The organism is Spirosoma taeanense, assembly GCF_013127955.1.
GTDB classification, from domain to species: Bacteria; Bacteroidota; Bacteroidia; order Cytophagales; family Spirosomataceae; genus Spirosoma; species Spirosoma taeanense.
Map to the genome: position 1 here is coordinate 2,683,174 of NZ_CP053435.1, position 26,291 is coordinate 2,709,464.

Here is a 26,291-nt window from a genome sequence, read left to right on the forward strand (position 1 = left end):
AGACAATGACGCTGCAACGACTGAGATTCGTTAACGGGCCATTGCATACATTGCCCGCAGGCTATCGCTCGGAAGGGTTCTGGGCACAATGGTCATGCCGTCTTTCAGGTTCTGTAACCCCTCGTACACAATCCGGTCGCCGGGTTTAAGGCCCGACTGCACAATATAGAACTGGTCGACCCGGCTGCTCGGTACGAAACTGCGCGTGCTTACCTTATTTCGGGCGTCAACGATGTAAACGAAGTTCTTATCCTGCACTTCAAACACGGCCTTCTGGGGCACCAGAACCGCGTCGTCGACGTCGGTCGTTATGCGTATTTTGCCGGTAGCACCGTGGCGGAGCAGCCGGTTCGGGTTGGGAAAGCGCGCCCGGAAGGCAATTGTACCCGAGTTGCCTTCAAAGACCGTTTCTGCCGTTTCTATCTTCCCTTTATGGGGATACTGCGTGTCATCGGCCAGCAGCAGATCCACCTCCCGTACGGTTGTTTTTTCGGGATCGCGCCGTTTCTTAACGAAAGACAGATACTCTTTTTCGGATACGTTAAAATAGGCGTACATCTCCTGCAGGTCGGAAATGGTTGTGAGCAAAGCACCGTCTTCAATCAGGCTGCCCTGCTTATACGGCAACCGGTTAATAACCCCGTTGAACGGCGCGCGAATACTGGTCAGCGAAACCAGCAGCCGGGCGTTGGCCAGTGCGGCCTTGGCCTGATCGATGGCGGCCCTGGCGGTTTCTTTTTTGGCGCGGGCGAGTTTTAGTTCGGAAGGCGAAATGACGTTTTTGTCGACCAGCAGCTTCACCCGGCTCATCTCTACATCGGCCGACTGCGCCTGGGCAGTGGCACTTTCCAGACTGGCCTGCGCTTCGGCCACTTTAACCTGATACTCCGCCTGGTTGAGCTGGAACAGCAGCTGGCCTTTCCGGACGGACTGGCCTTCATCAACCAGAATTTTATCTAAATAACCAGCCACCCGAGCCCGAACCTCTACGTTCTGAACAGCTTCCAGGTTGCTGGCGTAATCATGATCGAGCGTGGCATCCTGTTTGCTCAGCTGAATAACCGGAAGACGTGGACTTTCATCCTCTTTTACGGTCTCGCTCCGGGTTGTACAACTGGCTAGTAAGAGACTTATGAGCAGGACTTTTATGCCTGAATAATAATCCATAGAGAAGTTGGGCTGGATAATAGATCTTGTTCTACGGTGAAAAGACTGATTTATTGAATACTGGCTTTAATGCGGTTTTAATCTGTTTGCAAGTTGTAAAACTTAACTAAAGAGTGGCTTAGAAAATTCTTAGAATTTCCTTAGAATTAAGCTGAAAGGGGAGGGAGAGATTAAAATATTACAAAAAAAGTATAATATAAACCTATTGGCATTGTCTGCGCTGAAAGCACTAATCGATTTGCTTCCCAGTAGAATTTAATCCTCACAAGGGGAGCTGAAGAAGAATTCCTGCGTAAAGGGGAGTACGTAAACGCTCTGATAATTCAGCTTCAGGCGGGAGAAAAACAAAAAGGGGAGGCCAACATAAGCCTCCCCTTTTTGCCTAGATTATGGCTGATTACGCTAAGGTTGTGTCCGCTGATTTTCGGCGATTTCGCCGGGTGATCGTGTGCGCTCGGTGCCGGTTAAAAAACCGGTAGATAATTGGAAAGATGAGTAGTGTCAGTACGGTCGCTGTAATAAGGCCGCCGATGACGACAATGGCCAACGGCTTCTGCGTTTCGGAGCCGATGCCGGTGCTGACGGCTGCGGGCAACAGGCCAATGGCGGCCATCATGGCGGTCATAACCACCGGCCGAATGCGGGCGCTGACTCCCTCGGCAATCGCCTGATCAAGCGTCATCCCATCGTTCAGGTTGTTGTTGAAGACGGAAATCAGGATTACTCCATTCTGGACGCAGATGCCAAACAGAGCGATGAAACCCACCCCCGCCGAGATGCCGAAAATGGTGCCGGTCGCGTGCAGAGCCAGAATGCCGCCGATGAGCGCAAACGGAACGTTGAGCAGGACCAACCCCGCATCTTTTACGTTGCCGAACAGCACGAACAAAATCACGAAAATGGCCAGCAAACTAATCGGCACCACCTGACTGAGCCGTTTCGTGGCCCGAACCTGGTTCTCGAACTCACCCGTCCATTCTACGTCGTAACCCCGCTCAAACTTCACCGACTGCTGTACTTTCCGCTGGGCTTCGGCAATGGTGCTGCCCAGGTCCCGTTCCCGAACCGAGAACTTGACGCCAATGAACCGTTTGTTCTTGTCGCGGTACACAAAGGCGGGACCGGTAAGTGTACGAATTTCGGCGATTTCCTTGAGCGGAATCTTGTTGCCCCGTATGGTAGGCACCATCAGCCGGCTGATGTCTTCTTCGTTCTTGCGGAAGTCGGGCTGATAACGAACGCGGATGTCGAAACGTCGTTCGCCCTCGTATAACTGACTGGCCGTTTTGCCCCCAATTGCCATTTCAATAACCGCTTCGGCATCGCCCACCCGAACGCCGTAAAACGCCATTTTCTGCTTATCAACGAAAATGCTCATTTCGGGCTGGCCAACGTTCCGCAGAATACCGACGTCTTTTACGCCCGGCACATCGCGGATGGCCTCAATGACCTGATCAGCGTAGTGGTCTAGTTCGTCGAGGTCGTTGCCGAAAATTTTGACCGCGTTGCTGGCGTTCATACCCGCAACGGCTTCGGCTACGTTGTCGATGATGGGCTGCGAGTAGTTGTAGTTGATGCCCTGAAACTGTTTCAGTTTAGCATCCATCTCCTCAATCAGCTGATCGGTCGTGATCTTACGGGTCCACTCTTTTTTGGGCTTCAGATTGACCTGCATCTGTACGTAATAAAAACCCGACGGGTCGGTACCGTCGTTGGAGCGGCCCGTCTGCGACAGCACTCCGTTCACCTCCGGAAAGCCCATCAGTTTGCTTCGCAGAACCCGCACCATTTTGGTCGTCTCGTTTAGCGAACTGCTCATGGGTAACTTGGCTTCTACCCACAGGGCGCCTTCATTCAACTGCGGCAGGAACTCCGTACCCAGCAGCGAAGCCGATGCGAACGTCAGACCCATGAACGCCAGTGCCAGGAGCATACTCAGTTTGCGGTGCGCGTAGGTCCAGCCGAAGCCGCGCGTAATGATGCGGTTGAAGAAGTTAACGACCGGATTGTTTTTCTCCTTTACGTTCCGGTTCAGCAGGATTGAGCAGAGTACCGGCACCAGCGTCAGGGTGAAAATCAACGCGCCCAGCAGGGCGAACCCTAGCGTCCAGGCCAGCGGACTGAACATTTTGCCCTCCACTTTCTCGAACGAGAAAATGGGCAGCAGGGCCGTAATGATAATCAGCTTCGAGAAGAAAACGGCCTTGCCCAGCTCCGTGCCGGTTTTGCGAATCAGACCGAGCTTGGCCAGCTTATTGAATTTAGCCATGCCGACCTGGTGCGCCCGGTGATCGAGCACGACGAAGATGCCTTCTACCATCACCACCGCGCCGTCGATGATGATGCCAAAATCAACGGCCCCCATCGACAGCAGGTTGGCCGACATGCCCCGCAGCCGCATACATAGGAAGGCAAACAGCAGCGCCAGCGGGATGATGATGCTGACAATGAGCGTTGTGCGCCAGTCGGCCATGAACAGAAACACGATTACCGTCACGAACAGAATCCCTTCGGCGAGGTTGTGCAGCACTGTTTCGGTGCAGTACGTCATCAGATTGTCGCGGTCGTAGAAGGTGACCATTTTGACGTCGGAGGGCAGCACTTTTTCGTTTAGCTCAGCAATTTTGGCTTTCACCCGGGCCAGCACTTCGCTGGGGTTTTCGCCCTTGCGCTGCACGATAATCCCCTCCACAACGTCGTCATTGCCATTCAATCCCACCTGACCCACGCGCGGCTGGTTGGATTCGATGACCTGCGCTACGTCGCGGACGAGGACCGGCAGACCGCCCTGTTCATCAACGATGATGTTCTCGATATCGGCGATGTTCGTCAGCAGACCAATGCCGCGCACGACGTAAGCCTGCCCGTTTTTCTCGATGACGTCGCCCCCCACGTTGAGATTATTCTGGGTAACCGCGTTATAGACTTCGGAGGGCGTAATCCCGTATTTCTGGAGCTGCATCGGGTTGACGCTTACCTCATAGGTCTTCTCCCGCCCGCCGAAAGCAACGATGTCGGCTACGCCCGGCACGGCCCGGAGCTGCCGGTCAATGACCCAGTTCTGCAGGGTCAGCAGTTCGCGGGTGTCGCGGCTGTCGGATTTGAGTGTGTACCGGAAAATCTCGCCGGTGGGACCGTAGGGCGGCTGAATATCCGGATCCACACCCTCGGGCAGCGAGACGGTTCGGAGCTGGTTGGTAACCTGCTGCCGGGCAAAGAAATCATCCACGTTATCCTCGAAAATAATCTTCATCACCGACAGGCCGAACATCGTAATCGAGCGTACGTTGGTCTTGCGCTGCACCGAATTCATGGCCACTTCAATGGGTACCGTAACGAAGCGTTCGACCTCCTCCGCCGAGCGCCCGTTCCACTCCGTCACCACAATAATCTGCGTGTTGGTTACGTCCGGAAACGCTTCGATGGGGGTGTTGAGATAGCTATAAACGCCAGCCGCCACCAACGTGCCAACCATAAAGAACACGAAGAACCGGTTCTTCAGGGAAAAGCCAAGAATGGATTTGATGAGGTTGTTCATTAGTCGTTTAGGGCGTCATAGATCAGTAACTGTGACTGCGTGATGACCCGCTCGCCTGGTTTCAGGCCCGAGCGGATATAGGCCACATCGCCCTGCGAGCGGTACACCTGCACCTCGCGAGTGTCGATCCGTTTCCGGTCGTGGAAAACCATCACAAACTGCTTGCTCTTGTCGAAGATCAGAGCTTTGGCCGGAATCACCGGCAGGGTGCCGCCCTCCTCAAAGGAGAGGGTGACGCTGGCGTTCATGCCGGGTTTGAGCAGCATCTGCTCGTTTGCCAGCCGGACCCGTATCTGCATCGTTTTCGTGCTTTGATCCAGCACGTTGTATACCTTATCGACGGTACCGTGAAACACCCGGTCGGGATAGCTCAGCGTCTGAATCTGGGCCGACAGACCGGTTTTTATCCGGCCAATGTCCGACTCGTTGACGTTGGCCAGCACCCAGATTTCGTTTAGCTGCGAAATGGTGAAAACCGCGTTGGCGTCATCGGAGCGAAGCTGCGTACCCCGGTTGATGTTCTTCTCTAGGACGTAGCCGGAAATGGGTGCTTTCACCAGCGACTGCGATTGCTGATCGGCACCGTAGATCTGAAGGACTTCCTTCAGGCGGGCCAGTTCGGCCTGTTCGCGTTCCACCTCCTTGCGGGCCGCCAGCACGTCGCGCTCCGAACTCAGCTTGTCGGCAAACATATCCTGCGCCACCTGAAGATTTTTCTGCGCCAGCCGGAGTTCGGCCTGCGCCTGGGTTAACTCGCTGTTGTAGCCAGCCACTTCGCCCGACTGAATTATGGCCAGCGTCTGACCTTTCTGGACATAGTCGCCCAGTTCGGCCCGGACATCGCGGACATTGCCACCCACCAGCGGAAACACCCGGATGACGCGGTTCTCGTCGGGTACAACCCGGCCAATGAGCCGCAGCTGACTCCGGATCGGTTCGGGTTTGACTTCTTCGGTCTGGATGCGGCTCAGCATGGTATCCGTCAGGGTAAACGCTTCCTGTTTCGAATCATCCTGAGCCGGTTCGGGTTTGGTCGAACAGGCTATAAGCAGGCCCAGCAGACCTATATTGATAAGGACTTTGAGTGCATTCATGAAGGTTCGTTACTTGAACAGGTCGGTGCCGACCGTGAAATTGAGTTGTTCGTAGGCGTTAATGCGGTCGGCACTGAGCCGGTTGAGCTGCTGTACGTTCTGGAGATAGGTCTCGAACAGATCGACAAACTCAATAAGCGACAGATTCCCCCGTTCGAAATTGCGCAGCACGCCCTGGTTGAGTTCGTCAAACTGCGCCGGGAAGCTGCGATCAATCGACTGGTAAGCGGCTTCGGTCTGCTGAATCTGCTGCAGGGCGGCCTGCACCTCGTTTTCAACCATTGTCCGGACGTTACGCTGAGCCAGCCGCAGGTAATCGGCCTGCGCCCGCGCCGAGCGAATGTTTCCCTGGTTTTTATTGAGCAGCGGCAGGTCCATGCTCACCGTTACGGCCGTGTAATTAGGTGTATAGCTCGCGTTCTGGTCGTAAAGTCCGCCGACGCGTAAGTCTGGTGTGGCCAGGGCTTTTTGCAGCGACAGATTGGCGTCGGCCTGCCGTACGGCCACTTCGGCCCCGCGCAGATCGGGTCGGTTCTCGAAAGCCAGATCAATAGCTCGGCTCAACTCGGGCAGGGTAGCGCCGTAGCGAAGCAAATCGGTGTTCGACGTAACAGGCCGGATGGTAGCCGTTGTCTGCAGCAGCGTTCGCAGGTCGCGTTGCTGCCCGGCCAGTTGGTTCTGAAGTTCCAGCTGATCGTTATTCAGCTGAAGCAGCAGGGCTTTGAGCCGGACCAGTTCGCGCAGGGCTACGTTATTTCGATTATACTGCCGCTCAAACGCCTGAACCGTTTCGGTCAGCCGGGCCCGCTGGCTGTTATACACCGACAGCGTGTTCTGCGTGAAATAAATTTCGTAAAAACGGCTACGCAAGTCGAACCGGAGCGACCGGAGCAGATCGGCAAACTGGAGTTCGGTCAGTCGGGCCTGCTCGGTGGCAACGGCCACGCGCTTACTGCGTTTGCCCGCCAGCAGGATTGTCTGCTGAATGGAAAACGCTTTCTGCCCATTTGAGCCTACATCAAGCGGTCGGCGCAGGGCCGGATTATATGCATTCAGCTCGGCATTGATCGTTGGGTTATCGAGCAGCCGGGCCTGAATGATCTGGGCCTGGGCTGCTTCGATCTGGTAGCGGCCCGCCAGCGCCAGCAGGTTACGCTGCAGGAACAGACTATCGACCTGCCGCAGGGTAATTGAAAGCGTATCCTGTCCCTGAGCGCTCAGGCCAAACAGCAGGAGTGCCCAGATGATTAGCTTAATCATTAGGAAAATCAATTGATGAATAGATAGGTACGATCGCCGGGGAACACCTCAGAGCGGTCACCGGGATACAGTTGGGCCGTAGGAAGACGGCTCATTCAGGAAAAATTACACCAATTGCGGGGGAGGAGACAGGACGTCTGCCGTATGCGATGCATACGGAAATGGAAGGAAAGCGATAAGCACTTTTGGGGAAACGCCAGCGCAGGACGGGGGGAGAAGCGTGTAGATAGACGTGGATGGGATCAGCCAGTGAACAAGCGATTTGGTGAGCTTGCCGTGATCGTCGGGCTCGTCGTGTTCAGGAACCATTAAGTCAAACAGGTGCTCCAGAACCCATTCGCCAACGCTTTCCATTTCGTTAATGGACAGGTCCTCCCGCATGGCACCGGTTGTGGTTACCTGCACATGGTGATCGGGCGGGTCCACACTGAAGTTCAGCACGTGGAGCCCCATCAGCAGGCAGAATAGCCGGTGGAGTAAGGAAAATGAACGCCGGGGTTTCATAAAGTCTAACTCGCAAAGCTAAGTAAATATACGCATGTCGCCGGATGATGTTCAGAATATTTCTGACCGGTGAGTCGGCAGGCGGGTACGTGATGTATACCCAAACTGATTTATTTTGGTGAATTAGTTCTATTCATTCCGTGTAAATTGCAAGGTGATCAGACGAAACCTGCTTTGTTGTATCGCTAGGCTTCGCGAGGCAATTCAATTCATGGGGATTGTCGCCTGTGTAATTGGCTGCCGAACGACGCCCGAGGTAGCACCCATCCTTGACGTTGGGGTTGTGCGGCCCGCCCAGGCCGCTATTGTTTCGGTATTGCCCGTGGGTTCCGATGCCGCTGAGGTGCAGATCAAGGATAGTCCCAATCTGAAATCGTCTTACCAGCTGACCGTCCTGACGGCTTCGGGCGCGGCCTTACCCCTCACACCCATTACGGAGCCGGTTCCGGCTAATCCCTTTAACCTGCCGGTTCTTTTGTATCCGTATCGGTTGACCCGCTACCGGGTATCTGGTCTGACGGGTAGCCAGACCTACCGCTTCCGGCTGAATTTCCGCTATAACAATACCGATACGCTGACCGTCGAGCGGGCTTATGTGCACCGTCCGGCGGCCAACTGGACGCGGCTGGCGCACCTGCCCTTCGATACGGGCGACTTTACGGGATCGCCCGTGGCTCTGGATGAGGCACGTTCCGGGGATATTGTGTCCTTGTTTCGCTATGTGGATGAGAACACCATGACACCCCTGGTTTATTACCGGTCGATTGATCTGTGGCAGAATGAGCCGAATCCACCGCCTTTGCCGACCCCCCGGCCGGGTATGGTGCAGTTTGTTCTGTATTACCAGAATAGTGACCGCTACCGGTTCTGGGGGCTAGGCTACCAGACCAGCGATCTGTTTCCGGGCAAATACGTTTACCTGCGCGATTTGTATCTGCGAACGCCCCCGCCTTATAGTCAGCTCAATATGATTCTGCCGTCGTACCTGGGCGAAGTTGGCGAAACCGCGTTTTTTACGACGACCGATCAGGCTTTTTTTCTAACCCAGAACCGCTCTCCGGCTATGTTTGCCATCACTGCCGTCGGCGGTCAGCGGGCCTGCCAGCCCCTGCCAGAACCGCCCGGTACGCTGGCTACGTTTTCGGTCGATTCGGTGGGTTACGTGGTAAATCAGACAGACAATGAGGCTCCGCATCTGTGGGCCTATGATGCTCATCTGGATCGCTGGTCCCGCAAAGCCGATTTTCCCGGTCAGGTGCGCAGCCGGGGCGTGGGCTTTGCAGTGGGTAGCAAAGGCTATTTTGGTTTAGGAATCTCGCTCCAGCAGGAGAAGGGTTACCGCGACATCTGGGAATACGACCCCGCCAACAACCAGTGGCAGTACGTGACGGACTACCCCGGCCAGGGCCAGCGCTACGTAATGGCCTTATCGACACCGAAGCGGGCGTTTCTGGGGCTGGGTTACGAAACGCAGCCCGTCGTTGCTCGCGACGCCGTGACGCGGCAGGTAGGCTGCACCGATTTCTGGCTATTTACACCGTAGTGGAACGACCGTAGTGGAACGAGGATGGATCAGAACCGATCAGGACGAAATACGTTAGTTAGGCTGCGACTGTTGAAAATGCTGCTCATCACAACCGGGATGATGGCCTGCGTGGATGAAGTGCAGCTACCCATCCGGCAGGTGCAGCCCCGCCTGGTCGTGGAGGGCATGATCACCGACGAAGCTCCGCCCTACGCCATTAAGCTGACATATTCAGGACAGTTTACGTCGCGCTCGCATCTTCCCGAAAACCTAGTCGTTAACGGGGCCATCGTCACCCTCCGCGACGACCGGGGCCGAACAGTACGCCTGGAACAGGACCCGCTCACGCCGGCTTATTATTGGATGCGCGACACCACATTTCGGGGCCAGCCGGGACGGACCTACACGCTCAGTGTGCGTCTGCCCGATGGAACAGTCTATGTTTCAACTCCTGAATACATGCCAACGGTGCCTGACATTGAGCGGATGTATGCCCGTTACGTACCCGCTCCGAACGAGGGGCTGCAGCCGCCCCATTTCCGCATCCAGCTGGATACCAAAGACCCGGATACCGTCGGCAATTACTACCGCTGGTCGGCCTATGCCTATTTGCCCCGCTGGGCCACGGGTGATCCCTATGGTTGCTGTACAACCTGCTGGGTGCCCGATTATGGTTTACTCAGCGACGTACAGTCGGACGCGCTCATTAATGGCAACCGCATCAGCGGCCGGGTGGTCTATGATATTCCGGTGCGGGCGATTGGGATGCAGTACATCGACGTGCGGCAGTACTCATTGACGCGAACGGCCTATCAGTACTGGACACTCTTCGGGCAGCAGGTATCACGCACCGGTTCGCTCTTTGATCCGCAGACGGCCTCCATTGAAGGCAACGTGCACCGCGTAGAGGATGCCGGTACGCTGGCGCTAGGTTACTTTGGTGCGTCGGCAGTGAGCCATCAGCGGCTCGTGGTCAGCTCAGCCGACACGATCGACGTACCGAAATTTGTCTTTCGCTACGACAAGCTTTTCCGGCTGCCGGGCAGTTGTCTGCAAATCTATCCGCAGGCGCAGTTGACGCCCCCACCAACCTGGTGAAAACGGTATGCATTAGCTCAGGAATGACTATTGATAATATTGCATACAAGCGATCTATTACCGGCTATGGCGGCTTGTTGGTGGGTAGCTTCGGCTCCTGATTTTACGGGATAGTGAGTGCGCCACGCGGTCAATTCAACAAATTATGAATGCCATTCAAACCAGATTCTACCTGCTTGGTCTGTTGCTGTCCGTAGCGTTTGCCGGGCACGGGCAAACCCGCTATCTGATTCGGGGGCGCGTAACGGACGGCACGACGAACCGGCCTGTAGCGAACGCATCAATATACGACCGGAAGCAGGGCGCCGGAACCCGTACCGACAGCACCGGCGCCTATAGCCTGCAGGTGCTGCCCGGCGCTTACAACCTGACCTTTTCGGCAGTCGGCTATTACACCCGCAGCCGACTGGTGGATATGAGCCGGACCGACGCCGTGGTTGACGTTGCACTGAATCCCGACGTGCGGCAGCTCGACGAGATTAACGTAACGGGTCGCGCCCCCGACGCCAACGTAACGGCCACCCAGATGAGCGTCGTGAAACTTGACATGAAGAACTTGCGGAATATTCCGGTGGTGTTTGGGGAAGTAGACGTACTCAAGGCCCTGACGCTGCAACCCGGCGTCAGCACCGTAGGTGAGGGGGCTGGTGGTTTCAACGTGCGCGGAGGACGTACGGATCAGAACCTGGTGCTTCTGGATGGAGCCCCGCTGTTCAATACCAGCCATTTGCTGGGCCTGCTGGGTAACCTCAATGCCGACGCTATTCAGGACGTAACGCTCTATAAGGGCGGTATCCCGGCGGCCTATGGCGGGCGATTGTCGTCATTACTGCTGATGAATACCAAATCCGGCGAGACCGAACGGCTGAGCGTCAGCGGGGGGATTGGATTAATGACGAGCCGCATGCTGGTGCAGGGCCCCTTGACAAAGAGTAAAAAGCTGACCTTTCTGGCGGGTGGACGAATAGCCTATCCGTCGTTGCTGCTGCGGCTGTTTCCGGCCCCGACCAATAAAAACCGGGCGTCGTTTTACGACCTGAACGGGCGACTAACGTACCGGATCAACGCCGGTAGTCAGGTTACGGCCACCGTGTATCGCTCCTTCGATACGTTCCGGTTTCCGCAGGATACGCTTTACACAACCCAATCGACGCTGCTGACGGCCCGCTGGAGCCAGCGCCTGACGCCAACGCTGTCGTTCAACCTGACCGGAACCCAGAGCGACTACCAATTTTTTCTAAACGGCCTGAGTGCCGCCAACACCTACCGGTATCGCTCGACCATCCGGCAGCGCGACGCCCGGCTCGACTGGCTTTGGGTTCCGGCTCCGGCGCACCGGATGGAGTTTGGCGGGACGCTGACGGACTACCATCTGCTGCCGGGAGCCATTGCCCCAACCGGCGAAAACTCCAACGTCGTCGCGCAGACGCTGGCTAGGGAGCAGGGGCAGGAATGGGCAGGCTACTTCTCCGAAGAATGGACACCCATGCGGACGTTGTCGGTTCAGGCGGGCGTTCGCTACGCGCAGTTTACGAACCGGGGGCCGGGGGTGGCCTACCGGTACGCCGAAGGATTGCCCCGCAGCCGCGAAACCATCACCGATACGTTGCGTTATCCCAACGGTCAGGCGCTCGCCCGGTATGGCGGCTGGGAGCCGCGCCTGACCGTGCGGGTCAATCTGACGCCCGTGAGTTCGCTGAAGATCAGCTATAACCGGACTCGCCAGTATCTGCACCTGATCTCGAATACGACGGCCATTTCGCCGGTCGATTTCTGGAAAGTGAGTGATGCGCTGGTGCCGCCCCAGATAGCCGACCAGTTTGCGCTGGGGTATTTTCAGAACTTCCGCGACAACCAGTATGAAACCTTGGTGGAGGTGTACCACAAAACCCTGACGAACCTGGTGGAGTACCGGAACGGCGCAACGCTGCTGCTGAATCCAGCGCTGGATGCCGACCTGCTGCGGGCCGAGGGGCGGGCCTATGGCGTGGAAATAAGCCTTCAGAAAACGCGCGGTCTGCTGACCGGGCTGGTCGCCTATACGTATTCGCGCACGCTGGCGCGGGTCCCCAGTCCGTATCCCACCGTTCAGATTAACGGCGGCAACTGGTATCCATCTACCTTCGACCGGCCCCACAACCTGACCATTGCTACCCAGTGGAAATGGAGCCGGGGCTGGACCTTCGGCACCAACTTTGTGTATACCAGTGGTCGTCCCACAACGTTTCCCGACGGTACGTACCGGCTTAATGGGTCCAAGGTACTCGATTACTCGCAACGTAACGCCGATCGCATCCCCGACTACCACCGGCTGGATGTAGCGTTCACCCGCGACGGTCGCCGAACGCCGGGGCAACAGCGGTATAGCAACTGGTCAGTATCATTCTATAACGTCTACGCCCACAAAAACCCCTATTCGATTTATTTCCAGCGGGTCAATACCACAACCAGAAGCTATCAACTATCGGTTTTCGGCACGATCATTCCGTCGATTAGCTGGAATTTTGTGTTCTGAATAGCAGTCCTGGAAACACCTATCGCCTGATGAACTGAATCGCGCAGCCGCCCCCGTTGGCTAAGTGCAGGGAGAGTTTTGTCTTGGCCGTCACCGACTTCTTTTCGATAACATAGGCTTCCGGGTTCGTATCCCAATCCGCATTGGGCGCGTCGCGGTAAAGTACGGCCTCATACGTTTTGCCGGCTTCCAGAAAATTCAGGCTAAGACTAAGATCGCGGCTGTTTTCGTCGGTAATGGCGCCCACATACCAGTTGGCGGCCCCTTTTTCTTTGCGGGCAATCAGAACGTAATCGCCCGGTTCGGCCGCCAGCACCTTGGTATCGTCCCAGTCGACCGGCACATCCCGGATAAACTGAAAGGCATCGAGGTGTTTTTCGTAGTTTTCGGGCAGATCGGCCGCCATCTGCAGGGGGCTGTAAATCGTTACGTACAGGGCCAGCTGTTTGGCCAGCGTCGTGCGCACCCGTGTCGTGCGGGTTTTGTCGAACTGATCCAGCTTAAACCGGAACAGGCCGGGCGTGAAGTCCATCGGGCCACCCAGCAGTCGGGTAAAGGGCAGAATGGTCGTGTGTTCGGGCGTGATGCCCAGCGTTGGGGCATTGTTGAATTCGCTGCCCCGGGCTGCTTCGCTGGCCAGCCAGTTCGGGTAGGTGCGATGAAGCCCCGTCGGGTGCGCGGACTCGTGCGAATCGATCATGATCCGGTACTGAGCCGCTTTCTGGGCTACGCGCTCGTAATGGTTGATCATCCACTGGCTGTCGTGATGTTCGCCCCGGGGAATGATCCGGCCTACGTAACCCGTCTTGACGGTATTGATGCCCTGCTTGTTCATGTACTGAAAAGCCGCGTCCATCCGGCGTTCGTAGTTCGTTACCGAACCCGACGTTTCGTGGTGCATAATCATGCGAACGCCTTTCTGCTGCGCATAGGCCGTGAGTGAGTCCAGATTGTAGTCGGGATAGGGCGTAACAAAGTCGAACACATCCTCTTTCCAGTTGCCGAACCAGTCTTCCCAGCCTACGTTCCAGCCTTCGACCAGCACCCCGTCGAAGCCGTATCTGGCGGCAAAGTCAATGTATTTCTTTACGTTCTGCGTGTTAGCGCCGTGTTTACCACCGGCCTTTTCCCAGGTAGCTTTACCAATGTGCATCTCCCACCACATGCCGACGAATTTCTGCGGCCTGATCCAGGACGGGTCGGCAATGGTCGATGGTTCGTTGAGGTTCAGGATGAGTTTGGAGGCCAGCAGGTCGGTGGCTTTGTCGCTGATGATCAGCGTTCGCCAGGGCGTTTGCGCCGGGGTCTGGAGATACGCTTTGTTGCCAACAGCATCGGGCACTAACTGAGCGGTGAGCGTCAGGGTGGGTTTGTCCAGTTGCAGGTGCATGACCGGGTAGTTCCGTAAAGCCGCTTCGTAGAGGCTGATATAAACGCCATCCGCCGTTTTGAACAGCAGAGGTGTCTGGACGGCATTCGGGCCAATAACCGTTTTCAGCGCGGTGTCTTTTTCCTTATCGGCGGCTGTTACGGCGTCAACCTCGGTCAGCCTGGTGAAATTATACAGGTATTCGTTCGAGTCGTAGTCGCCCGGCATCCAGAAGGTGCGGTGGTCAGCAGCCAGCCGGAACTGGGTCAGCTCATCGGCGATGATGAAGTGCGTCAGCGCCATTTGCTGCGGAAATTCGTAACGAAACCCGACGCCATCGTCGAACACCCGAAAGCGAACGCGCAGGCTAATGCCTGAGCCGGATTTGTCCTGCAAACTGAGCAGAAGCTCGGTATAGTGGTTTCGAATCTGGCTCACCTCGCCCCAGACCGGCTTCCAGGTTTCATCCCGGCGGGTCGAATCAACGCCCGTAATCGTGAACCGGGTTAAGGCTACCTGTGGTTTGCTCAGGGCAAAACCCAGCCGCGAGGGTTCAAGGATCGGTTTGTTTTTATACCGAACCTGGTAGGTCAGCTCACCCGCGGACGTCAGGCCTACGGCAACGGCGATGGATCGATTCGGAGAGGTAATCGAAATGGGTTGCTGGGCGAACAGGCTAACCAGAGAAAAGCCAAGCAGCAACAGGGTCAGTAGAGAGTTGGTCATAGAAGAAATCCGCCGGGGCGGAGAAATAGTCAGACACTTCAACTGAATAGGCAGCCCGCTGGTTTAGTCCGACGTTCCGGGTACCGTAAGGGGCACGAAATGCTTTTGATTCAGGGGCAGATTCTCGGCGGTCCACTCCACATCGCGCACAAAGGCAAATGCCCGAACGGGGCAGTCGGCCACGCGGCAGTAGTGACAGCAGGCCTGTTCGCAGGGGTCGGTATGAACAAAAATCTCAACTTCGTTGCGGAAGCCATCCTTGAGCGTATCCTCAAACTGGTGCACCTGATCATGCACCTGATTCAGATTCCAGTAATAGGGTAGGGTCAGGTGGCAGTCCACGTGCAGGTCGGCGCCGTATTTCTGTACGCGCAGGTTGTGAACATCGATCCAGTTACGGTCCTTGTGCACGTTGAGCAGGGCAACGACCCGTTCGAGCGTGGGCGCATCGGTTTCGTCCATGAGCCGGGCTACCGACTGCCGGATGAGCTGAAAGCCATTGTAAATGATCACAAATGACAGCAGTAGCGAAAGAGCCGGGTCAATCCAGGTTTGGCCTGTCAGGCCCACCAGCGCAACGCCTACCATAACGACCACGCTGCTAAACGTATCGGTGAGCAGATGCCGTCCATCGGCCGTCAGGGCCAGCGAATCCGTCTGCCGACCGGACCGGATGAGCATCCACCCTACAAAAGCATTGGCTGCGGCCGTCAGGCCCACCAGTGCAACGCCCCAGTCGAGATTGGTCAGTACTTTCGGCTCATAAAAGCTTAGAATTGCCTGCCAGAGAATAACCAGACCCGCCGAGAGGATCATAGCCCCTTCGAACCCCGAGGAGAGAAACTCGACTTTACCGTGTCCGTAGGGGTGGTTCTGGTCGCGGGGCTGCCCCGCCAGATAGATACTGTAGAAAGCAAACCCACTGGCTACGACGTTGACAATCGACTCGACGGCATCGGTCAGGATTGCCGTGGAAGAGGTTAGAAAATAAGCGGTAAACTTAAGGACCAGCAGGACTATACTTAACCCCAGAGAGACGCCCATCCAGCGGTATTTAGTTCGTTGATTGGCCCTCATGAAGTCCTGATGAATAGTGTTTGGAGCAACAAAGTTAACAATTCGTAGTGGGAAAGTTCGTACTTTCGTCGCCATGAACGTAACGGAAAACCCCTGGCAGACGCTTAATTCGTCGGTTCGCTATGAGAATAACTGGCTAAGCATCAGACACGAAGAAGTCGTTACCCCCGCCGGTACGCCGGGTATTTATGGCGTCGTTAGTTTTAAGAACAAAGCCGTTGGGGTGATTCCGATTGATGCCGACGGCTATACATATCTGGTAGGCCAGTACCGCTACCCGCTCAACGAATATTCCTGGGAGATTCCGGAAGGCGGCTCTCCGCTCAGCACCGATCCGCTCGAATCGGCCAAACGCGAACTCCGCGAAGAAACCGGTCTGGAAGCCCATCGCTGGACAAAAATTGCCCGGATTCATACGTCTAACTCCGCCACCGACGAAGAAGGGTTTCTGTACATTGCCGAGGACCTGGTTCAGGGCGATCATGAGCCCGAAGAAACCGAAGATCTGCGCATCTGGCGGCTTCCCCTTGCCGAAGCGATTGACATGGTCATGAGCAGCCGGATTACCGATGCGCTCAGCGTGAGTGGCCTGCTGATGGTTGCCCGGCTGCGCGGAATCTAACAGTTCGGGGCTTGTCGGGTTTACAGTCATAAACCTGACGGGTTGGTAGACTCCCGCTAGCTACCAACCCCGACAACTGTCCATTTTTTAACCCGATTATCTGTGTTTTTACCAATCCTTTACGGTTTCCTGACGGGCGTGGCCCTGTGTCTGACGTTCGGGACCGTCTTTTTTGCCCTGATTCAGAACAGCGTAGACAATGGCTTCCGGTCGGGACTGAAAATTGTGCTGGGCGTGATCATTGGCGATACGTTATTCGTGCTGGCGGCCCTGCTGGGAACGGCCTTCGTTCCGAAAGTGCAGGGCTTCGAAAACCTCATGGCCGTTGTGGGCGTGCTATTCCTGACGGCCATGGGTCTGGTCAATATTCTGAAGGGGACGCCCCGACTCGCTTACCCACAGACCCGTTTCGGTAATTTTGTGTACTACTTCACCACGGGCTTTTTCCTGAACGCCCTCAACCCCATTAACTTCGTGTCGTGGGTGGCCATTGTGGCCTATATCCGCTCGCACCTGCATTACACCGTAGCGCAGCAGTATGGGTTCATGAGCGCGGCACTGGTGGGCGTGTTCGTGACCGAAACGGCACTGGCCTATTATGCCAACCGCCTGAAACACTTCTTTACGCCCCGCGTGGTAACGGCCTTTAACCGAACAACCGGGTTCGTGTTCCTGATCGTGGCTGGTCAGATTGCCTATACGCGGCTTTACGAACCCATCACCCGGTGGATATCGCAGTGGTAAACCGATGCTGAATTTTCTGCGACAACACTGGTTTGACCTGGGAGCGGGGCTAGCCCTGGCCAGTCTGCTTTATTTGTATGACCATCCTGACCTGTCGGATCTGTCGTTTCTGCTCTGGCTGAACCTGATCGGCCTATTTGCGCATCAGTACGAAGAATATCGCTTTCCCGGTACGTTTCCCCGGATGCTTAACCGGGTGATGTACCGCAGCGCACAACCCGACCGCTTTCCGCTGAATCCGCAGACTGCCCTGCTGATTAACGTGGGCTTAGGCTGGACGCTCTACGCGTCGGCGGCTTTTCTGGCGGATAGGGCGCTGTGGCTGGGCATCGCTGCGGTGCTGGTGTCAGCTGGGAACTGGCTGGCGCATACGCTGCTGTTCAACTGGCGGGGCCGAACATTTTACAACGCCGGGATGCTGACGGCCTGGGTGTTCTTTCTGCCTATCGCGGGGTTTTTCTGCTGGTATATCATCCACTTTGACCGGGGCAGTCCAATGGATTACGTAGCGGGTACCGGGCTGGGGCTGCTTGTTAGCGGACTGACCGTTAAACTCATCGGCTGGCTGGCCGACCCGCAGACGCCCTACGCCTTTCGGGGACGATAAGCGGCTTCAGATCGGCCAGTTGTAAAAACTCAGCTGAGGTTCCGGTCCGCCAGAAACGACTGCCAGTCGGCAATCAGGTTCTTTCTGAGTACACGCGGAAACTTATTCTGCCCACCCAGCTTGCCCCGGGCTTTCATCCAGTCGTAGAAAGTTGCGGCTGGCAGCACCGTTACGGTTATATCTTTCAGCGCGTGTCGACGCTCAACCGCGTAGTCGTCGTTCAGTTCCTTTAGCTTGGCGTCGAGCCGGTCGCGCAGTTTATCGGCATCAACCGGATCGTCGGTGCCGACGTACCAGTGGTGGGCAAAGAGCGTGTCGTGCGAAACACCTGCTACCGTAAACTCCCGGACCGAAATGCCGAACTCGTCGGAGACCGTTTCAATCGCCTTGTTCATGTTGTCGACCGACAAATGTTCACCACACAGACTCAGGAAGTGTTTGGTTCGGCCCGTAATAACGATCTCGGCCCGGCGTTTGGAAACGAACCGGATAGTATCACCGATCAGGTACCGCCAGGCGCCCGAGCAGGTCGAAAGCAGCAGGGCATACTCTTTGCCTTCTTCAACCTCGTCGATCATCAGCGTCCGGGGCTTGTCAACCAGTTCTCCATCGGCGGTGAAGTTCTGCTCGTTAAACGGGATGAACTCAAAGAACAGCCCGTTGTTCAGCACCAGCTGCATCCCTTCGGCATCGGGGTGGCTCTGGTAGGCAATGAAGCCTTCCGAAGCCAGATACGTTTCGATATACGTAATGGGGTGGGCGAGGAGCTTTTCGAATCCGGCGCGATAGGGCTCAAATGACACTCCTCCGTGGCAGAACACCATCAGGTTGGGCCATACGTCATGGATGGTTTTGACGTTGTAGCGGGCAATGATCTTTTCCATCAGGAGCTGAATCCAGGCCGGAACCCCCACCACATAGCCAATGTCCCAGTCACCGGCCTGCTCCGTAATTTCGTCGAGTTTAAGCGCCCAGTCGCGCTCCTGCGCAATTTCCCTGCCGGGCTTGTAGAACCGCTGGAACCAGAACGGAATCTGGCTGGCCGTAATTCCGGACAGGTCGCCTTCGTAATGGCCCTCGCGGGCGTTCAGGTTCGTGCTGCCGCCCAGCATGAGGTAGCCTTTTTCATAGAGCGTGGAGGGCAGGTTCTGGTAGCGGCCAAGCGTCAGAATCTGCCGGATGCTCGTGCGCTGAATGGCCTTCGACATGGCCTTGGTGACGGGAATATACTTGGAAGCCGCTTCCGAGGTTCCTGAGCTCAGGGCGAAATACTTGACCCGGCCCGGCCAGGCAATGTCGCGCTCGCCCGCCAGCGAACGTTTCCACCAATTGTCGAACATCCGGTTATAATCGTGGATGGGCACGTGTTCCTTAAACTTCTCGTAAAAGGCTTTGTCCGGACCGAACTCGACCGCGTTGAGCAACTCCTCAAAGTGATATTTCTGGCCAAACTCCGTGAACCGGGCCTTGCTGATGAGCTTACGAAACGCCTTCCGTTGCTGCCGCAAGGCGTTAGCTTTGCGTAGCCGAACCGCGTTCGTCAGTCGAATGCCGCTTTTAAGCATTCTGCCTAGTAGTGCCATGTTTGAATGATGAAAGATGAACCCATGCCAATGAATCTAGAACTGAACCGTACGGCATTGGTTATAACTCGGTCAGGATAATCACAATTGCCACTCCTTCAGTGTGTCCATCATGCTGTAGGCCGTCATATCATACTGACATGGCACTACGGACGTATAGTTCTGCGCGAGTGCAAACTCGTCGGTATCTTCGGCATGGGGGTCGTGGTTGACAAACTCACCCGCCAGCCAGAAATACCGGCGACCGTGCGGGTCGCGCCGTTCGTCGAAGATCTCCTGCCATTTGGCATTGGCCTGCCGACAGATTCGGATGCCTTTGAGCGGCTCGGCCGCCCGCGCGGGAAAGTTCACGTTCAGGGCTGTGCCTTTCTTCATGCCGCGCTCCAGAACGTTGCGGGCAATGGTCAGAATGTGCTCGTGGGTATGCGAAAAATCGGGCTGGCGGGTGAAGTCGCCTAGCGAAAAGCCGATGGCCGGGATGCCTTCGATAGCCGCTTCGATAGCCGCCGACATCGTACCCGAATACAGCACACTGATGGACGAATTGCTGCCGTGGTTGATGCCGCTGACGACCAGATCCGGTACGCGGTCTTTCAGAATGTGGTTCTTGGCCAGCTTTACGCAGTCGGCAGGCGTACCCGAACATTCATAAGCTGGAACGTCACCGAAAATGTCGGATGGATACAGCCGCAGCGGATTCGCTATGGTGATGGCATGACCCATGCCCGACTGGGGGCTGTTCGGAGCGACCACCACGACTGAACCGAGCTGTTTCATTAACTCAACCAATGTTCGGATGCCGTGGGCTGTAATGCCGTCGTCATTCGAGACCAGAATCAGGGGTTTTTGTTCCGCCATGTATCGTAGGATGTTGTACTTTCGTAGCGCAAACCTACGCAAATACACCCGAACGTGCCGCCGAAACTTCGTCTTGCTCAGCCCGCCGATATTCCTGCCATTATCCAGTTACAGCAACAGATCTGGGAGCCTACCTACCGCGCCATCCTTTCCGCCGACCAGATTACGTATATGTTCGAAGCCATGTATTCGCCCGAAGTACTGGCTAATCAGATGACTACACAGGGCCACACGTTCGTGCTGGCCGAAGATGCGGACCAACTGCTCGGCTTTGCGGCCTTTGCGCCCCTGGAGCCGGAAAGCCCTATCTTTAAACTGCATAAAATTTACGTCCTGCCCGTTACGCAGGGAACCGGCCTGGGTAAACACCTGCTCAGCGAGGTAGAATCGCGCTGCCGATCACTAGGCGGAACAGAACTGCTGCTGAACGTAAACCGGTACAACCCGGCGCGGGGGTTTTACGAAAAACAGGGCTTTCGGGTGATTCGCGAGGAAGACATCGCCATTGGTCCGTACTGGATGAATGATTTTGTGATGGCCAAACCGCTGGTGAGCCAGGTGGATCAAAACCCGATTGCGGCATGATTGCCAATGAGCTGATTTCGGTTGTCGTTCCCCTGTACAATGAAGCGGAGAATGTGCAGCCGCTGCTCGAACGGATTCGTACCGCCCTGACTGCACTTCGGTATGAGTTGATTCTGGTCGACGATGGCTCGCGCGATGCAACGGTTCGGCAGGTGCGTCAGTATGCCGATGCGCAAACCAAACTTGTGGTGCTGGCCCGCAACTACGGACAGACCGCAGCCATGGCCGCTGGTATCGACGCAGCGCAGGGCGACTATATCGTTACGCTCGACGGGGATTTGCAGAACGACCCCGCCGACATTCCGGCCATGCACCAACTGGCGCAGACGGGCGACTGGGACGTAGTGGCTGGCAACCGGGCCAACCGGCAGGATGGGCTTCTGTTGCGTAAGCTACCCAGCCGATTAGCAAATGCCCTGATCCGGCGACTGACGGGCGTTTACATCGACGATTACGGTTGTACCCTCAAGCTGTTCCGGCGCGACATTGCGAAAAACCTGGGTCTGTATGGCGATATGCACCGGTTCATTCCGCCCCTGGCGGTTCTGCAGGGCGCGCGCATTACGCAGATGAATGTCCGGCATCATCCGCGCCTTCATGGCGCATCGAAATATGGTCTGGGCCGAATCGGGCCGGTGCTCAGCGACCTGCTGCTGGTGCTGTTCTGGCAGCGCTATTTCCGGCGCCCCATGCGGCTGTTTGGTCCGCTCGCGGCTGTGTCGCTGCTGGCAGGAGCGGGCGTCAGTATATATTTATTGATTCAGAAACTGATGGGCGCAACGCTGGGGGGCAATTCACTGCTGTTGCTGGCGGCCGTGCTGTTGCTGGGCGGTTTTCAACTGCTGGCCTTTGGACTAATCGCCGAGATGCAGATGCGAACCTACCACGAATCGGCCCATAAACCAACCTACCGCGTTCGCGAAATAATTGAGGCCGAATAACGTAACGCTATCCGGCCCTGATAAAAATCTATGAGCTGAACACGCGGCTATTTCTCAGCCGAGAGAATGCTGCGTTGCCCTTGCCGGCTTTTGTAGCCCTGAATGGGTGAGTAACTCTGGGTTTGCTTACCGTAGTAGCCGGTGCCATCGTAAGAGCGCAGATCCGGATCATTCTTGCAATCGTCAGTGCAGGTGCCGCCATGTTGGTGGCCGCAGGCTTCGCAGAGCGTAACGTGGTTGTTACAGACTGGACTGGCGCAGTTAATCATCCGGCTGGTGGGCGTGCCGCAGCGGTAGCAGGTCGAAACCGTGCTTGGGTTCACCTGATTAACTTCCACCGTCAGGCGGTTATCGAATACGTAACACTGCCCGTCGAAATCTTCGCCACCGGCTTCCATGCCGTATTTAATAATACCGCCATGGAGCTGGTACACGTTCTGAAAGCCCCGCGCCAGCAGGTAAGCCGACGCTTTTTCGCACTTGATGCCGCCCGTGCAGTACGTAATGATCTTCTTATCTTTCAGGTGTTCGATCTCGTGGATATGCTCGGGGAGTTCGCGCAGGTTTTCCATGTCGAACGTAACGGCGCCTTTGAACTTGCCAACGGCATGTTCGTAATTCGAACGCATATCGATCAGCACTACGTCGGGGTCGTTCTTGAGCTGGCGAAAGTCTTCGGGTTCGAGATGAACACCCGTTTGCCGCAGCGGGTCAACGGGTAGGTCGGAATGAACGATTTCGGTCTTGATCCGGACGTGCAGTTTCTGAAACGCGTGGCCTTCGGCTTCGTCTACTTTAAAGTCAATCCCGGCAAAACGGGGGTCAGCGTGGAGAGCAGTCATATAAGCCTCGCAGTCGGCCGCCAGTCCCGAAACGGTGCCGTTAAGACCTTCGGGCGCAACGATCACGCGCCCCAGCAGGTTTAGCTTCAGACACAGCAGATGGTGTTCCTCGCGGTACTGCTCGGGATTTTCAATGGGCGAATAGATATAGTAAAGAAGGACGCGATACGGTTTCATAGTACAAAAATAAACCCATTTGCCCAAAGTTCGTTCAATAGGCAAGGTGAGGCAGAACGGATAGCGTGAGTAAGCTCCGAAACCGGGCTTTGGCCCCTGGCTTACACCTTAATTCATAATCGTATGCACGTTGCTATCACGGGAAATATTGGGGCTGGCAAAACGACGCTGGCCGAACGGCTGGCTCAGCATTATGGCTGGGAGGTTCTCTACGAAGCGGTGGAGGGAAATCCATACCTCGCCGATTTTTACGAGGATATGCCCCGCTGGGCGTTTAACCTACAAATCTATTTTCTGAACAGCCGGTTTTCTCAGGTTAAAAAGATTATGACGGTTCGGGAGGCCAACCAGGTCAACCCGGCGCTGGCCCGAACGGTCGTGCAGGACCGGACCATCTACGAAGATGCCGCCATCTTTGCCCGGAATCTGTACCAGAGCGGCCGCATGACCGAGCGGGATTATCTGACCTACCGGGCCCTGTTCGACAATATGATCAGCCTCGTTCACCCGCCCGACCTGATGATTTACCTCCGGGCGGATTTACCCAAGCTCCGCGAACAGATCCGGAAACGGGGGCGGCTGTTCGAGCAATCCATCAGCGATGAGTACCTGTTGAGTCTGAATCAACTGTATGAAGAATTTATTACGTCATACAAAGCGGGCGAACTGCTGATTCTGGACGTCAATACCCTCGACTACGCTGATCGTGCGGCTGATTTTCTGGAGGTGATCCGCCAGATTGACGCCCGGCTGACGATTCTTTCCTGATCCGTAGCCGACATATGCCGGCTCGTATCCAATGATAGACTACTGCTGTAGCTGATTTTTAAGTACAGCTTGATTATGAGTCGGTTTCGTCGTACAATCAAATCGTCAATCGAAGTAAACATACCACGCCCCAGTCTCGTTTAGGTCAAAGGTTACGGTGAAAGAAGCCTGGGTTTCTTTCACGAGCCGTAAGCTTATTCAGGTTGATCCAATGGACTACTGTTTTTACAACTAAAAACAGTAATTTTGTTTAGCTATTCTTCTACAAAGAAATTTTCGGTTCATATTTGCTTTATTCCTAATATGAAGCTTAATTGCTTGACCAATAGATGCCTAAATTAGTTCTGGTATTAGAAGCTGACAATTTTTATGAGCCTTACGTCAATTCTGCTACTCTCCACCAATCAGAAAGAATGCGAATTGTTAACTAAAGCATTCACAAACAAAGGTCTGATTGTGCATTGCATTGATTCGCCAGCGGACGCCGATGTCATGCAAAAGGTGGATAACGCCCTGGCTAATCATGCCGACCGTGTATCCCTGATAATTCTGGATTTAGATGGACCGCAGGGTTATAGAATGAGTCTGCTGACTGCTATAAAACAGCACCCCTACAGTCATAGAGTACCCCTGCTGGCGTTCAGCCAGAATAACGACAGCTTCTTTGTCGGGCATATTTACCAGATGGGCGTTACGTCAGTTTTTAAACGTCCCGTCGACTGGGAACAATTTGCCCAGTCAGTAACGAGTTACTGGGGATACCCGGGCATCCGCCTGCCGGATGAAGCAGGGCACAGTGAAAAACGGACCCAGCCAACGGGCAGCAAAGTAAATCGTATGAATTATTATCCCCGCTCTCAATCGGAATAAATCAGACTTTTAAGCCGTAAAATTTATCTAACTTTCTTAATTAAGTTACCTTTGTCGTCCAACGACTCACCACCGTTCTCTGCAAAGTCAATGCGAAATCTGCCCTCAAAAACTATCCTGGTAATCGAAAACGACAGAGTGCATCAGGAATATATTAGCAGTTTCGTTGATGAAGATTCAAGCATTGGCTTAATTATCAAAGAAGACATTCGCTCGGCGATTACCTACCTCGAGACCATTCAGCGCAATCACTTTTCCCTGCCCGGCATCCTGCTGGTAAACTTTCAGGATTTTGATCAGGAAAGCTCCAGGCTGTTCGATGAACTTAAAAAGCGGGATTTACGGGGATGCATCCCCGTCGTTGCCGTGAGCGACACGGACGAGAAAAATCGGATCGATGCTGCCTACGATCAGGGGGTTGCCTCCTATATTGTAAAGCCGACCGAAGAAAAAGAATGGCACTCCTGCATTACGGTGCTTATCCGGTACTGGTTCAACGAAGTTACGCTGCCCAACTACAGCATTGTCCGTAAAGGATTCTAACGGATACCACGCTCCACTACTTCAATTTTGATTATAACATCCTGCAAACCAGCCCGAATCACGTTCTGTGGCCGGTTTCACAGTATCCCATTGATGGCAACTCGAAGGGATTCATCAGCCTGAAAAAAGGGTATGCCGGTGATGAGCGGAACATCCCGGCTCTGACGGGGATTTCCCGGCAAGACAAGTGGAGCTGGCAGATTGCAGCTGATCAATAGTAAAGAAATCTGTTCCTCTGCTTTTTCTGATACCAACGCTCCGGGCCGCTGGGTGGTGAGCCAATCAACCGCCGGGCGGGCCGGGCCTACAGGGCCATCGGAGAAGAAGGTTTCTGACCTGTTTCGTCGTGGCTCTATCCTGAAAACCGTTTAATATTCCTACGGATGAATACCCGAAGATCTTTTCTGAAAAAAGCAGGTGGCTCGGTAGCGCTGGCTACGATAGCTCCGGCGGTTACGCTGGCCAATACCCCGCAAACCCGGGGCCGCACTGATGAGGACCTGTTTAAACTGGCCATGGCCGGGTACAGCTTCGTGCACTTCAAGCTCGATCAGGCGCTTGAGATGATGAAAAAAACAGACGTGCACTACCTGTGTATAAAGGATTTTCATCTGCCCTACAACAGTACAGACGAGCAGATCAGGAACTTCCATGAAACGCTGAAGCAGTCCGGCGTAACGGGCTATGCCGTCGGGCCGATCTACATGAAGACTAACCAGGAGATTGATAATGCTTTCGACTATGCCAAACGCGTGGGGGTTAAACTGATTGTTGGTGTGCCTAACGTTGAGGTTCTGCCGTACGTCGAAAAAAAGGTGAAGGAGTTCGATATGCGGTATGCGATTCACATCCACGGGCCGGATATCAAGCTTTGGCCAAACGCATCTTCCGTGATTGATGCCGTTAAAAATCTGGATTCGCGCATGGGCCTTTGTTTTGATATGGGCCACGATACGCGTTTTGGCGATGATGCCATTGCTGATCTGGAAAAATACGCCAAACGTATCTTCGACATTCACCTGAAGAACGTAACGGCAGCCTCGAAAGAAGGAAAAACCTGCGAACTGAGCCGGGGCGTTATCGACATACCGGCTTTCGTTCAGATGCTCCGTAAGGTGAAATATGACGGAATGTGCAGCTTGGAGTATGAGAAAGACATGAAAGACCCGCTGGCTGGTATTGCTGAATCGGTCGGTTATTTTAAAGGTGTTTGCGATGCGTCCCGGTCGGGTCGGCGAAAAGCATAACCTGCCGGGGCCTATAATTGCAATGATCGTG

The 26,291-nt window shown here is 55.2% G+C and carries 22 protein-coding genes; 12 read left to right on the forward strand and 10 right to left on the reverse strand.

Features of this window, described 5'->3' with window-relative positions; all coding sequences use genetic code 11:
• Positions 1-30: 30 nt before the first annotated feature.
• The 5 genes from HNV11_RS11295 to HNV11_RS11315 all read right to left on the reverse strand — a co-directional run bounded on the left by HNV11_RS11295 (position 31) and on the right by HNV11_RS11315 (position 7,563).
• The gene (locus tag HNV11_RS11295; protein ID WP_171739765.1) at positions 31-1,167 is read right to left on the reverse strand and encodes an efflux RND transporter periplasmic adaptor subunit; all 1,137 of its coding nucleotides are present in this window, start codon (positions 1,165-1,167) and stop codon (positions 31-33) included.
• 397 nt (positions 1,168-1,564) lie between these two features.
• On the reverse strand, positions 1,565-4,705 hold the full coding sequence (locus HNV11_RS11300) for an efflux RND transporter permease subunit (protein ID WP_171739766.1): 3,141 nt from the start codon (positions 4,703-4,705) through the stop codon (positions 1,565-1,567).
• The gene (locus HNV11_RS11305; RefSeq protein ID WP_171739767.1) at positions 4,705-5,799 is read right to left on the reverse strand and encodes an efflux RND transporter periplasmic adaptor subunit; all 1,095 of its coding nucleotides are present in this window, start codon (positions 5,797-5,799) and stop codon (positions 4,705-4,707) included. The genes HNV11_RS11300 and HNV11_RS11305 overlap by 1 nt, the downstream gene beginning before the upstream one ends.
• A gap of 9 nt (positions 5,800-5,808) precedes the next feature.
• Positions 5,809-7,059, reverse strand: coding sequence for a TolC family protein (locus HNV11_RS11310; protein ID WP_171739768.1), 1,251 nt, complete (start codon positions 7,057-7,059; stop codon positions 5,809-5,811).
• 105 nt (positions 7,060-7,164) lie between these two features.
• On the reverse strand, positions 7,165-7,563 hold the full coding sequence (locus tag HNV11_RS11315; protein ID WP_171739769.1) for a hypothetical protein: 399 nt from the start codon (positions 7,561-7,563) through the stop codon (positions 7,165-7,167).
• Positions 7,564-7,774: 211 nt separating this feature from the next.
• On the opposite strand from HNV11_RS11315, the gene HNV11_RS11320 reads away from it, so the two are divergent.
• The 3 genes from HNV11_RS11320 to HNV11_RS11330 all read left to right on the forward strand — a co-directional run bounded on the left by HNV11_RS11320 (position 7,775) and on the right by HNV11_RS11330 (position 12,701).
• The gene (locus tag HNV11_RS11320) at positions 7,775-9,106 is read left to right on the forward strand and encodes a Kelch repeat-containing protein (RefSeq protein WP_171739770.1); all 1,332 of its coding nucleotides are present in this window, start codon (positions 7,775-7,777) and stop codon (positions 9,104-9,106) included.
• A 78-nt stretch (positions 9,107-9,184) separates the two neighbouring features.
• Positions 9,185-10,186 carry a DUF4249 domain-containing protein gene (locus HNV11_RS11325; RefSeq protein WP_240163941.1) on the forward strand — a complete coding sequence of 334 codons (1,002 nt, stop codon included), beginning with the start codon at positions 9,185-9,187 and terminating at the stop codon, positions 10,184-10,186.
• A gap of 145 nt (positions 10,187-10,331) precedes the next feature.
• Positions 10,332-12,701 (forward strand): TonB-dependent receptor, encoded by a 2,370-nt coding sequence (locus HNV11_RS11330; RefSeq protein WP_171739772.1) that lies wholly within the window; start codon positions 10,332-10,334, stop codon positions 12,699-12,701.
• 19 nt (positions 12,702-12,720) lie between these two features.
• Here the strand turns inward: HNV11_RS11330 and HNV11_RS11335 are convergent, their stop codons facing one another.
• Together HNV11_RS11335 and HNV11_RS11340 are read right to left on the reverse strand one after the other, a co-directional pair.
• Positions 12,721-14,796 (reverse strand): glycoside hydrolase family 97 protein, encoded by a 2,076-nt coding sequence (locus HNV11_RS11335; RefSeq protein ID WP_171739773.1) that lies wholly within the window; start codon positions 14,794-14,796, stop codon positions 12,721-12,723.
• A gap of 63 nt (positions 14,797-14,859) precedes the next feature.
• A complete protein-coding gene (locus tag HNV11_RS11340) occupies positions 14,860-15,873 on the reverse strand; it encodes a cation diffusion facilitator family transporter (protein WP_171739774.1) in 1,014 nt (337 codons plus the stop codon).
• A 73-nt stretch (positions 15,874-15,946) separates the two neighbouring features.
• Here HNV11_RS11340 and HNV11_RS11345 point away from each other — a divergent pair, with 73 nt between their 5' ends.
• From HNV11_RS11345 to HNV11_RS11355, 3 genes are all read left to right on the forward strand, one after another.
• The gene (locus tag HNV11_RS11345) at positions 15,947-16,495 is read left to right on the forward strand and encodes an NUDIX domain-containing protein (RefSeq protein WP_171739775.1); all 549 of its coding nucleotides are present in this window, start codon (positions 15,947-15,949) and stop codon (positions 16,493-16,495) included.
• Between the two features lie 102 nt (positions 16,496-16,597).
• Positions 16,598-17,239, forward strand: coding sequence for a LysE family translocator (locus HNV11_RS11350; protein WP_171739776.1), 642 nt, complete (start codon positions 16,598-16,600; stop codon positions 17,237-17,239).
• Between the two features lie 4 nt (positions 17,240-17,243).
• Positions 17,244-17,846: an HXXEE domain-containing protein gene (locus HNV11_RS11355; RefSeq protein WP_171739777.1), complete on the forward strand. Its 603-nt coding sequence runs from the start codon at positions 17,244-17,246 to the stop codon at positions 17,844-17,846.
• A gap of 29 nt (positions 17,847-17,875) precedes the next feature.
• Here the strand turns inward: HNV11_RS11355 and HNV11_RS11360 are convergent, their stop codons facing one another.
• Positions 17,876-19,429, reverse strand: a complete 1,554-nt coding sequence (locus HNV11_RS11360; RefSeq protein WP_171739778.1) for a GH3 auxin-responsive promoter family protein — start codon at positions 19,427-19,429, stop codon at positions 17,876-17,878.
• A gap of 81 nt (positions 19,430-19,510) precedes the next feature.
• Positions 19,511-20,287, reverse strand: coding sequence for a 5'/3'-nucleotidase SurE (surE, locus tag HNV11_RS11365; RefSeq protein WP_171739779.1), 777 nt, complete (start codon positions 20,285-20,287; stop codon positions 19,511-19,513).
• A 54-nt stretch (positions 20,288-20,341) separates the two neighbouring features.
• Here surE and HNV11_RS11370 point away from each other — a divergent pair, with 54 nt between their 5' ends.
• Together HNV11_RS11370 and HNV11_RS11375 are read left to right on the forward strand one after the other, a co-directional pair.
• Positions 20,342-20,872 carry a GNAT family N-acetyltransferase gene (locus HNV11_RS11370; RefSeq protein ID WP_171739780.1) on the forward strand — a complete coding sequence of 177 codons (531 nt, stop codon included), beginning with the start codon at positions 20,342-20,344 and terminating at the stop codon, positions 20,870-20,872.
• Positions 20,869-21,813, forward strand: coding sequence for a glycosyltransferase family 2 protein (locus HNV11_RS11375; protein ID WP_171739781.1), 945 nt, complete (start codon positions 20,869-20,871; stop codon positions 21,811-21,813). Before HNV11_RS11370 ends, HNV11_RS11375 begins: the two co-directional genes overlap by 4 nt.
• A 47-nt stretch (positions 21,814-21,860) precedes the next feature.
• On the opposite strand, the gene trhO is transcribed toward HNV11_RS11375, so the two are convergent.
• Complete coding sequence (gene trhO / locus HNV11_RS11380) at positions 21,861-22,832, reverse strand: oxygen-dependent tRNA uridine(34) hydroxylase TrhO (protein WP_171739782.1); 972 nt, start codon at positions 22,830-22,832, stop codon at positions 21,861-21,863.
• 123 nt (positions 22,833-22,955) lie between these two features.
• Here trhO and HNV11_RS11385 point away from each other — a divergent pair, with 123 nt between their 5' ends.
• The 4 genes from HNV11_RS11385 (at position 22,956) to HNV11_RS11400 (ending at position 26,260) form a co-directional block, all read left to right on the forward strand.
• On the forward strand, positions 22,956-23,600 hold the full coding sequence (locus tag HNV11_RS11385) for a deoxynucleoside kinase (protein WP_171739783.1): 645 nt from the start codon (positions 22,956-22,958) through the stop codon (positions 23,598-23,600).
• A gap of 369 nt (positions 23,601-23,969) precedes the next feature.
• Entirely contained in the window at positions 23,970-24,470 is a 501-nt protein-coding gene (locus HNV11_RS11390; protein WP_171739784.1) for a PleD family two-component system response regulator, read from the forward strand.
• 90 nt (positions 24,471-24,560) lie between these two features.
• The gene (locus HNV11_RS11395) at positions 24,561-25,013 is read left to right on the forward strand and encodes a PleD family two-component system response regulator (RefSeq protein WP_171739785.1); all 453 of its coding nucleotides are present in this window, start codon (positions 24,561-24,563) and stop codon (positions 25,011-25,013) included.
• Between the two features lie 383 nt (positions 25,014-25,396).
• On the forward strand, positions 25,397-26,260 hold the full coding sequence (locus tag HNV11_RS11400; protein WP_171739786.1) for a sugar phosphate isomerase/epimerase family protein: 864 nt from the start codon (positions 25,397-25,399) through the stop codon (positions 26,258-26,260).
• The last annotated feature ends 31 nt before the right edge of the window (positions 26,261-26,291 follow it).

What these genes read in the sequence shown, in the direction of transcription:
- HNV11_RS11315 (WP_171739769.1), bottom strand. Translation starts at nt 7,563, where the DNA reads ATGAAACCCCGGCGTTCATTTTCCTTACTCCACCGGCTATTCTGCCTG.
- HNV11_RS11390 (WP_171739784.1), top strand. Translation starts at nt 23,970, where the DNA reads ATGAGCCTTACGTCAATTCTGCTACTCTCCACCAATCAGAAAGAATGC.
- HNV11_RS11400 (WP_171739786.1), top strand. Translation starts at nt 25,397, where the DNA reads ATGAATACCCGAAGATCTTTTCTGAAAAAAGCAGGTGGCTCGGTAGCG.
- trhO (WP_171739782.1), bottom strand. Translation starts at nt 22,832, where the DNA reads ATGAAACCGTATCGCGTCCTTCTTTACTATATCTATTCGCCCATTGAA.
- HNV11_RS11385 (WP_171739783.1), top strand. Translation starts at nt 22,956, where the DNA reads ATGCACGTTGCTATCACGGGAAATATTGGGGCTGGCAAAACGACGCTG.
- HNV11_RS11340 (WP_171739774.1), bottom strand. Translation starts at nt 15,873, where the DNA reads ATGAGGGCCAATCAACGAACTAAATACCGCTGGATGGGCGTCTCTCTG.
- HNV11_RS11355 (WP_171739777.1), top strand. Translation starts at nt 17,244, where the DNA reads ATGCTGAATTTTCTGCGACAACACTGGTTTGACCTGGGAGCGGGGCTA.
- HNV11_RS11330 (WP_171739772.1), top strand. Translation starts at nt 10,332, where the DNA reads ATGAATGCCATTCAAACCAGATTCTACCTGCTTGGTCTGTTGCTGTCC.
- HNV11_RS11395 (WP_171739785.1), top strand. Translation starts at nt 24,561, where the DNA reads ATGCGAAATCTGCCCTCAAAAACTATCCTGGTAATCGAAAACGACAGA.
- HNV11_RS11375 (WP_171739781.1), top strand. Translation starts at nt 20,869, where the DNA reads ATGATTGCCAATGAGCTGATTTCGGTTGTCGTTCCCCTGTACAATGAA.
- HNV11_RS11295 (WP_171739765.1), bottom strand. Translation starts at nt 1,167, where the DNA reads ATGGATTATTATTCAGGCATAAAAGTCCTGCTCATAAGTCTCTTACTA.
- HNV11_RS11335 (WP_171739773.1), bottom strand. Translation starts at nt 14,796, where the DNA reads ATGACCAACTCTCTACTGACCCTGTTGCTGCTTGGCTTTTCTCTGGTT.
- HNV11_RS11310 (WP_171739768.1), bottom strand. Translation starts at nt 7,059, where the DNA reads ATGATTAAGCTAATCATCTGGGCACTCCTGCTGTTTGGCCTGAGCGCT.
- surE (WP_171739779.1), bottom strand. Translation starts at nt 20,287, where the DNA reads ATGGCGGAACAAAAACCCCTGATTCTGGTCTCGAATGACGACGGCATT.
- HNV11_RS11320 (WP_171739770.1), top strand. Translation starts at nt 7,775, where the DNA reads ATGGGGATTGTCGCCTGTGTAATTGGCTGCCGAACGACGCCCGAGGTA.
- HNV11_RS11300 (WP_171739766.1), bottom strand. Translation starts at nt 4,705, where the DNA reads ATGAACAACCTCATCAAATCCATTCTTGGCTTTTCCCTGAAGAACCGG.
- HNV11_RS11360 (WP_171739778.1), bottom strand. Translation starts at nt 19,429, where the DNA reads ATGGCACTACTAGGCAGAATGCTTAAAAGCGGCATTCGACTGACGAAC.
- HNV11_RS11325 (WP_240163941.1), top strand. Translation starts at nt 9,185, where the DNA reads ATGCTGCTCATCACAACCGGGATGATGGCCTGCGTGGATGAAGTGCAG.
- HNV11_RS11305 (WP_171739767.1), bottom strand. Translation starts at nt 5,799, where the DNA reads ATGAATGCACTCAAAGTCCTTATCAATATAGGTCTGCTGGGCCTGCTT.
- HNV11_RS11345 (WP_171739775.1), top strand. Translation starts at nt 15,947, where the DNA reads ATGAACGTAACGGAAAACCCCTGGCAGACGCTTAATTCGTCGGTTCGC.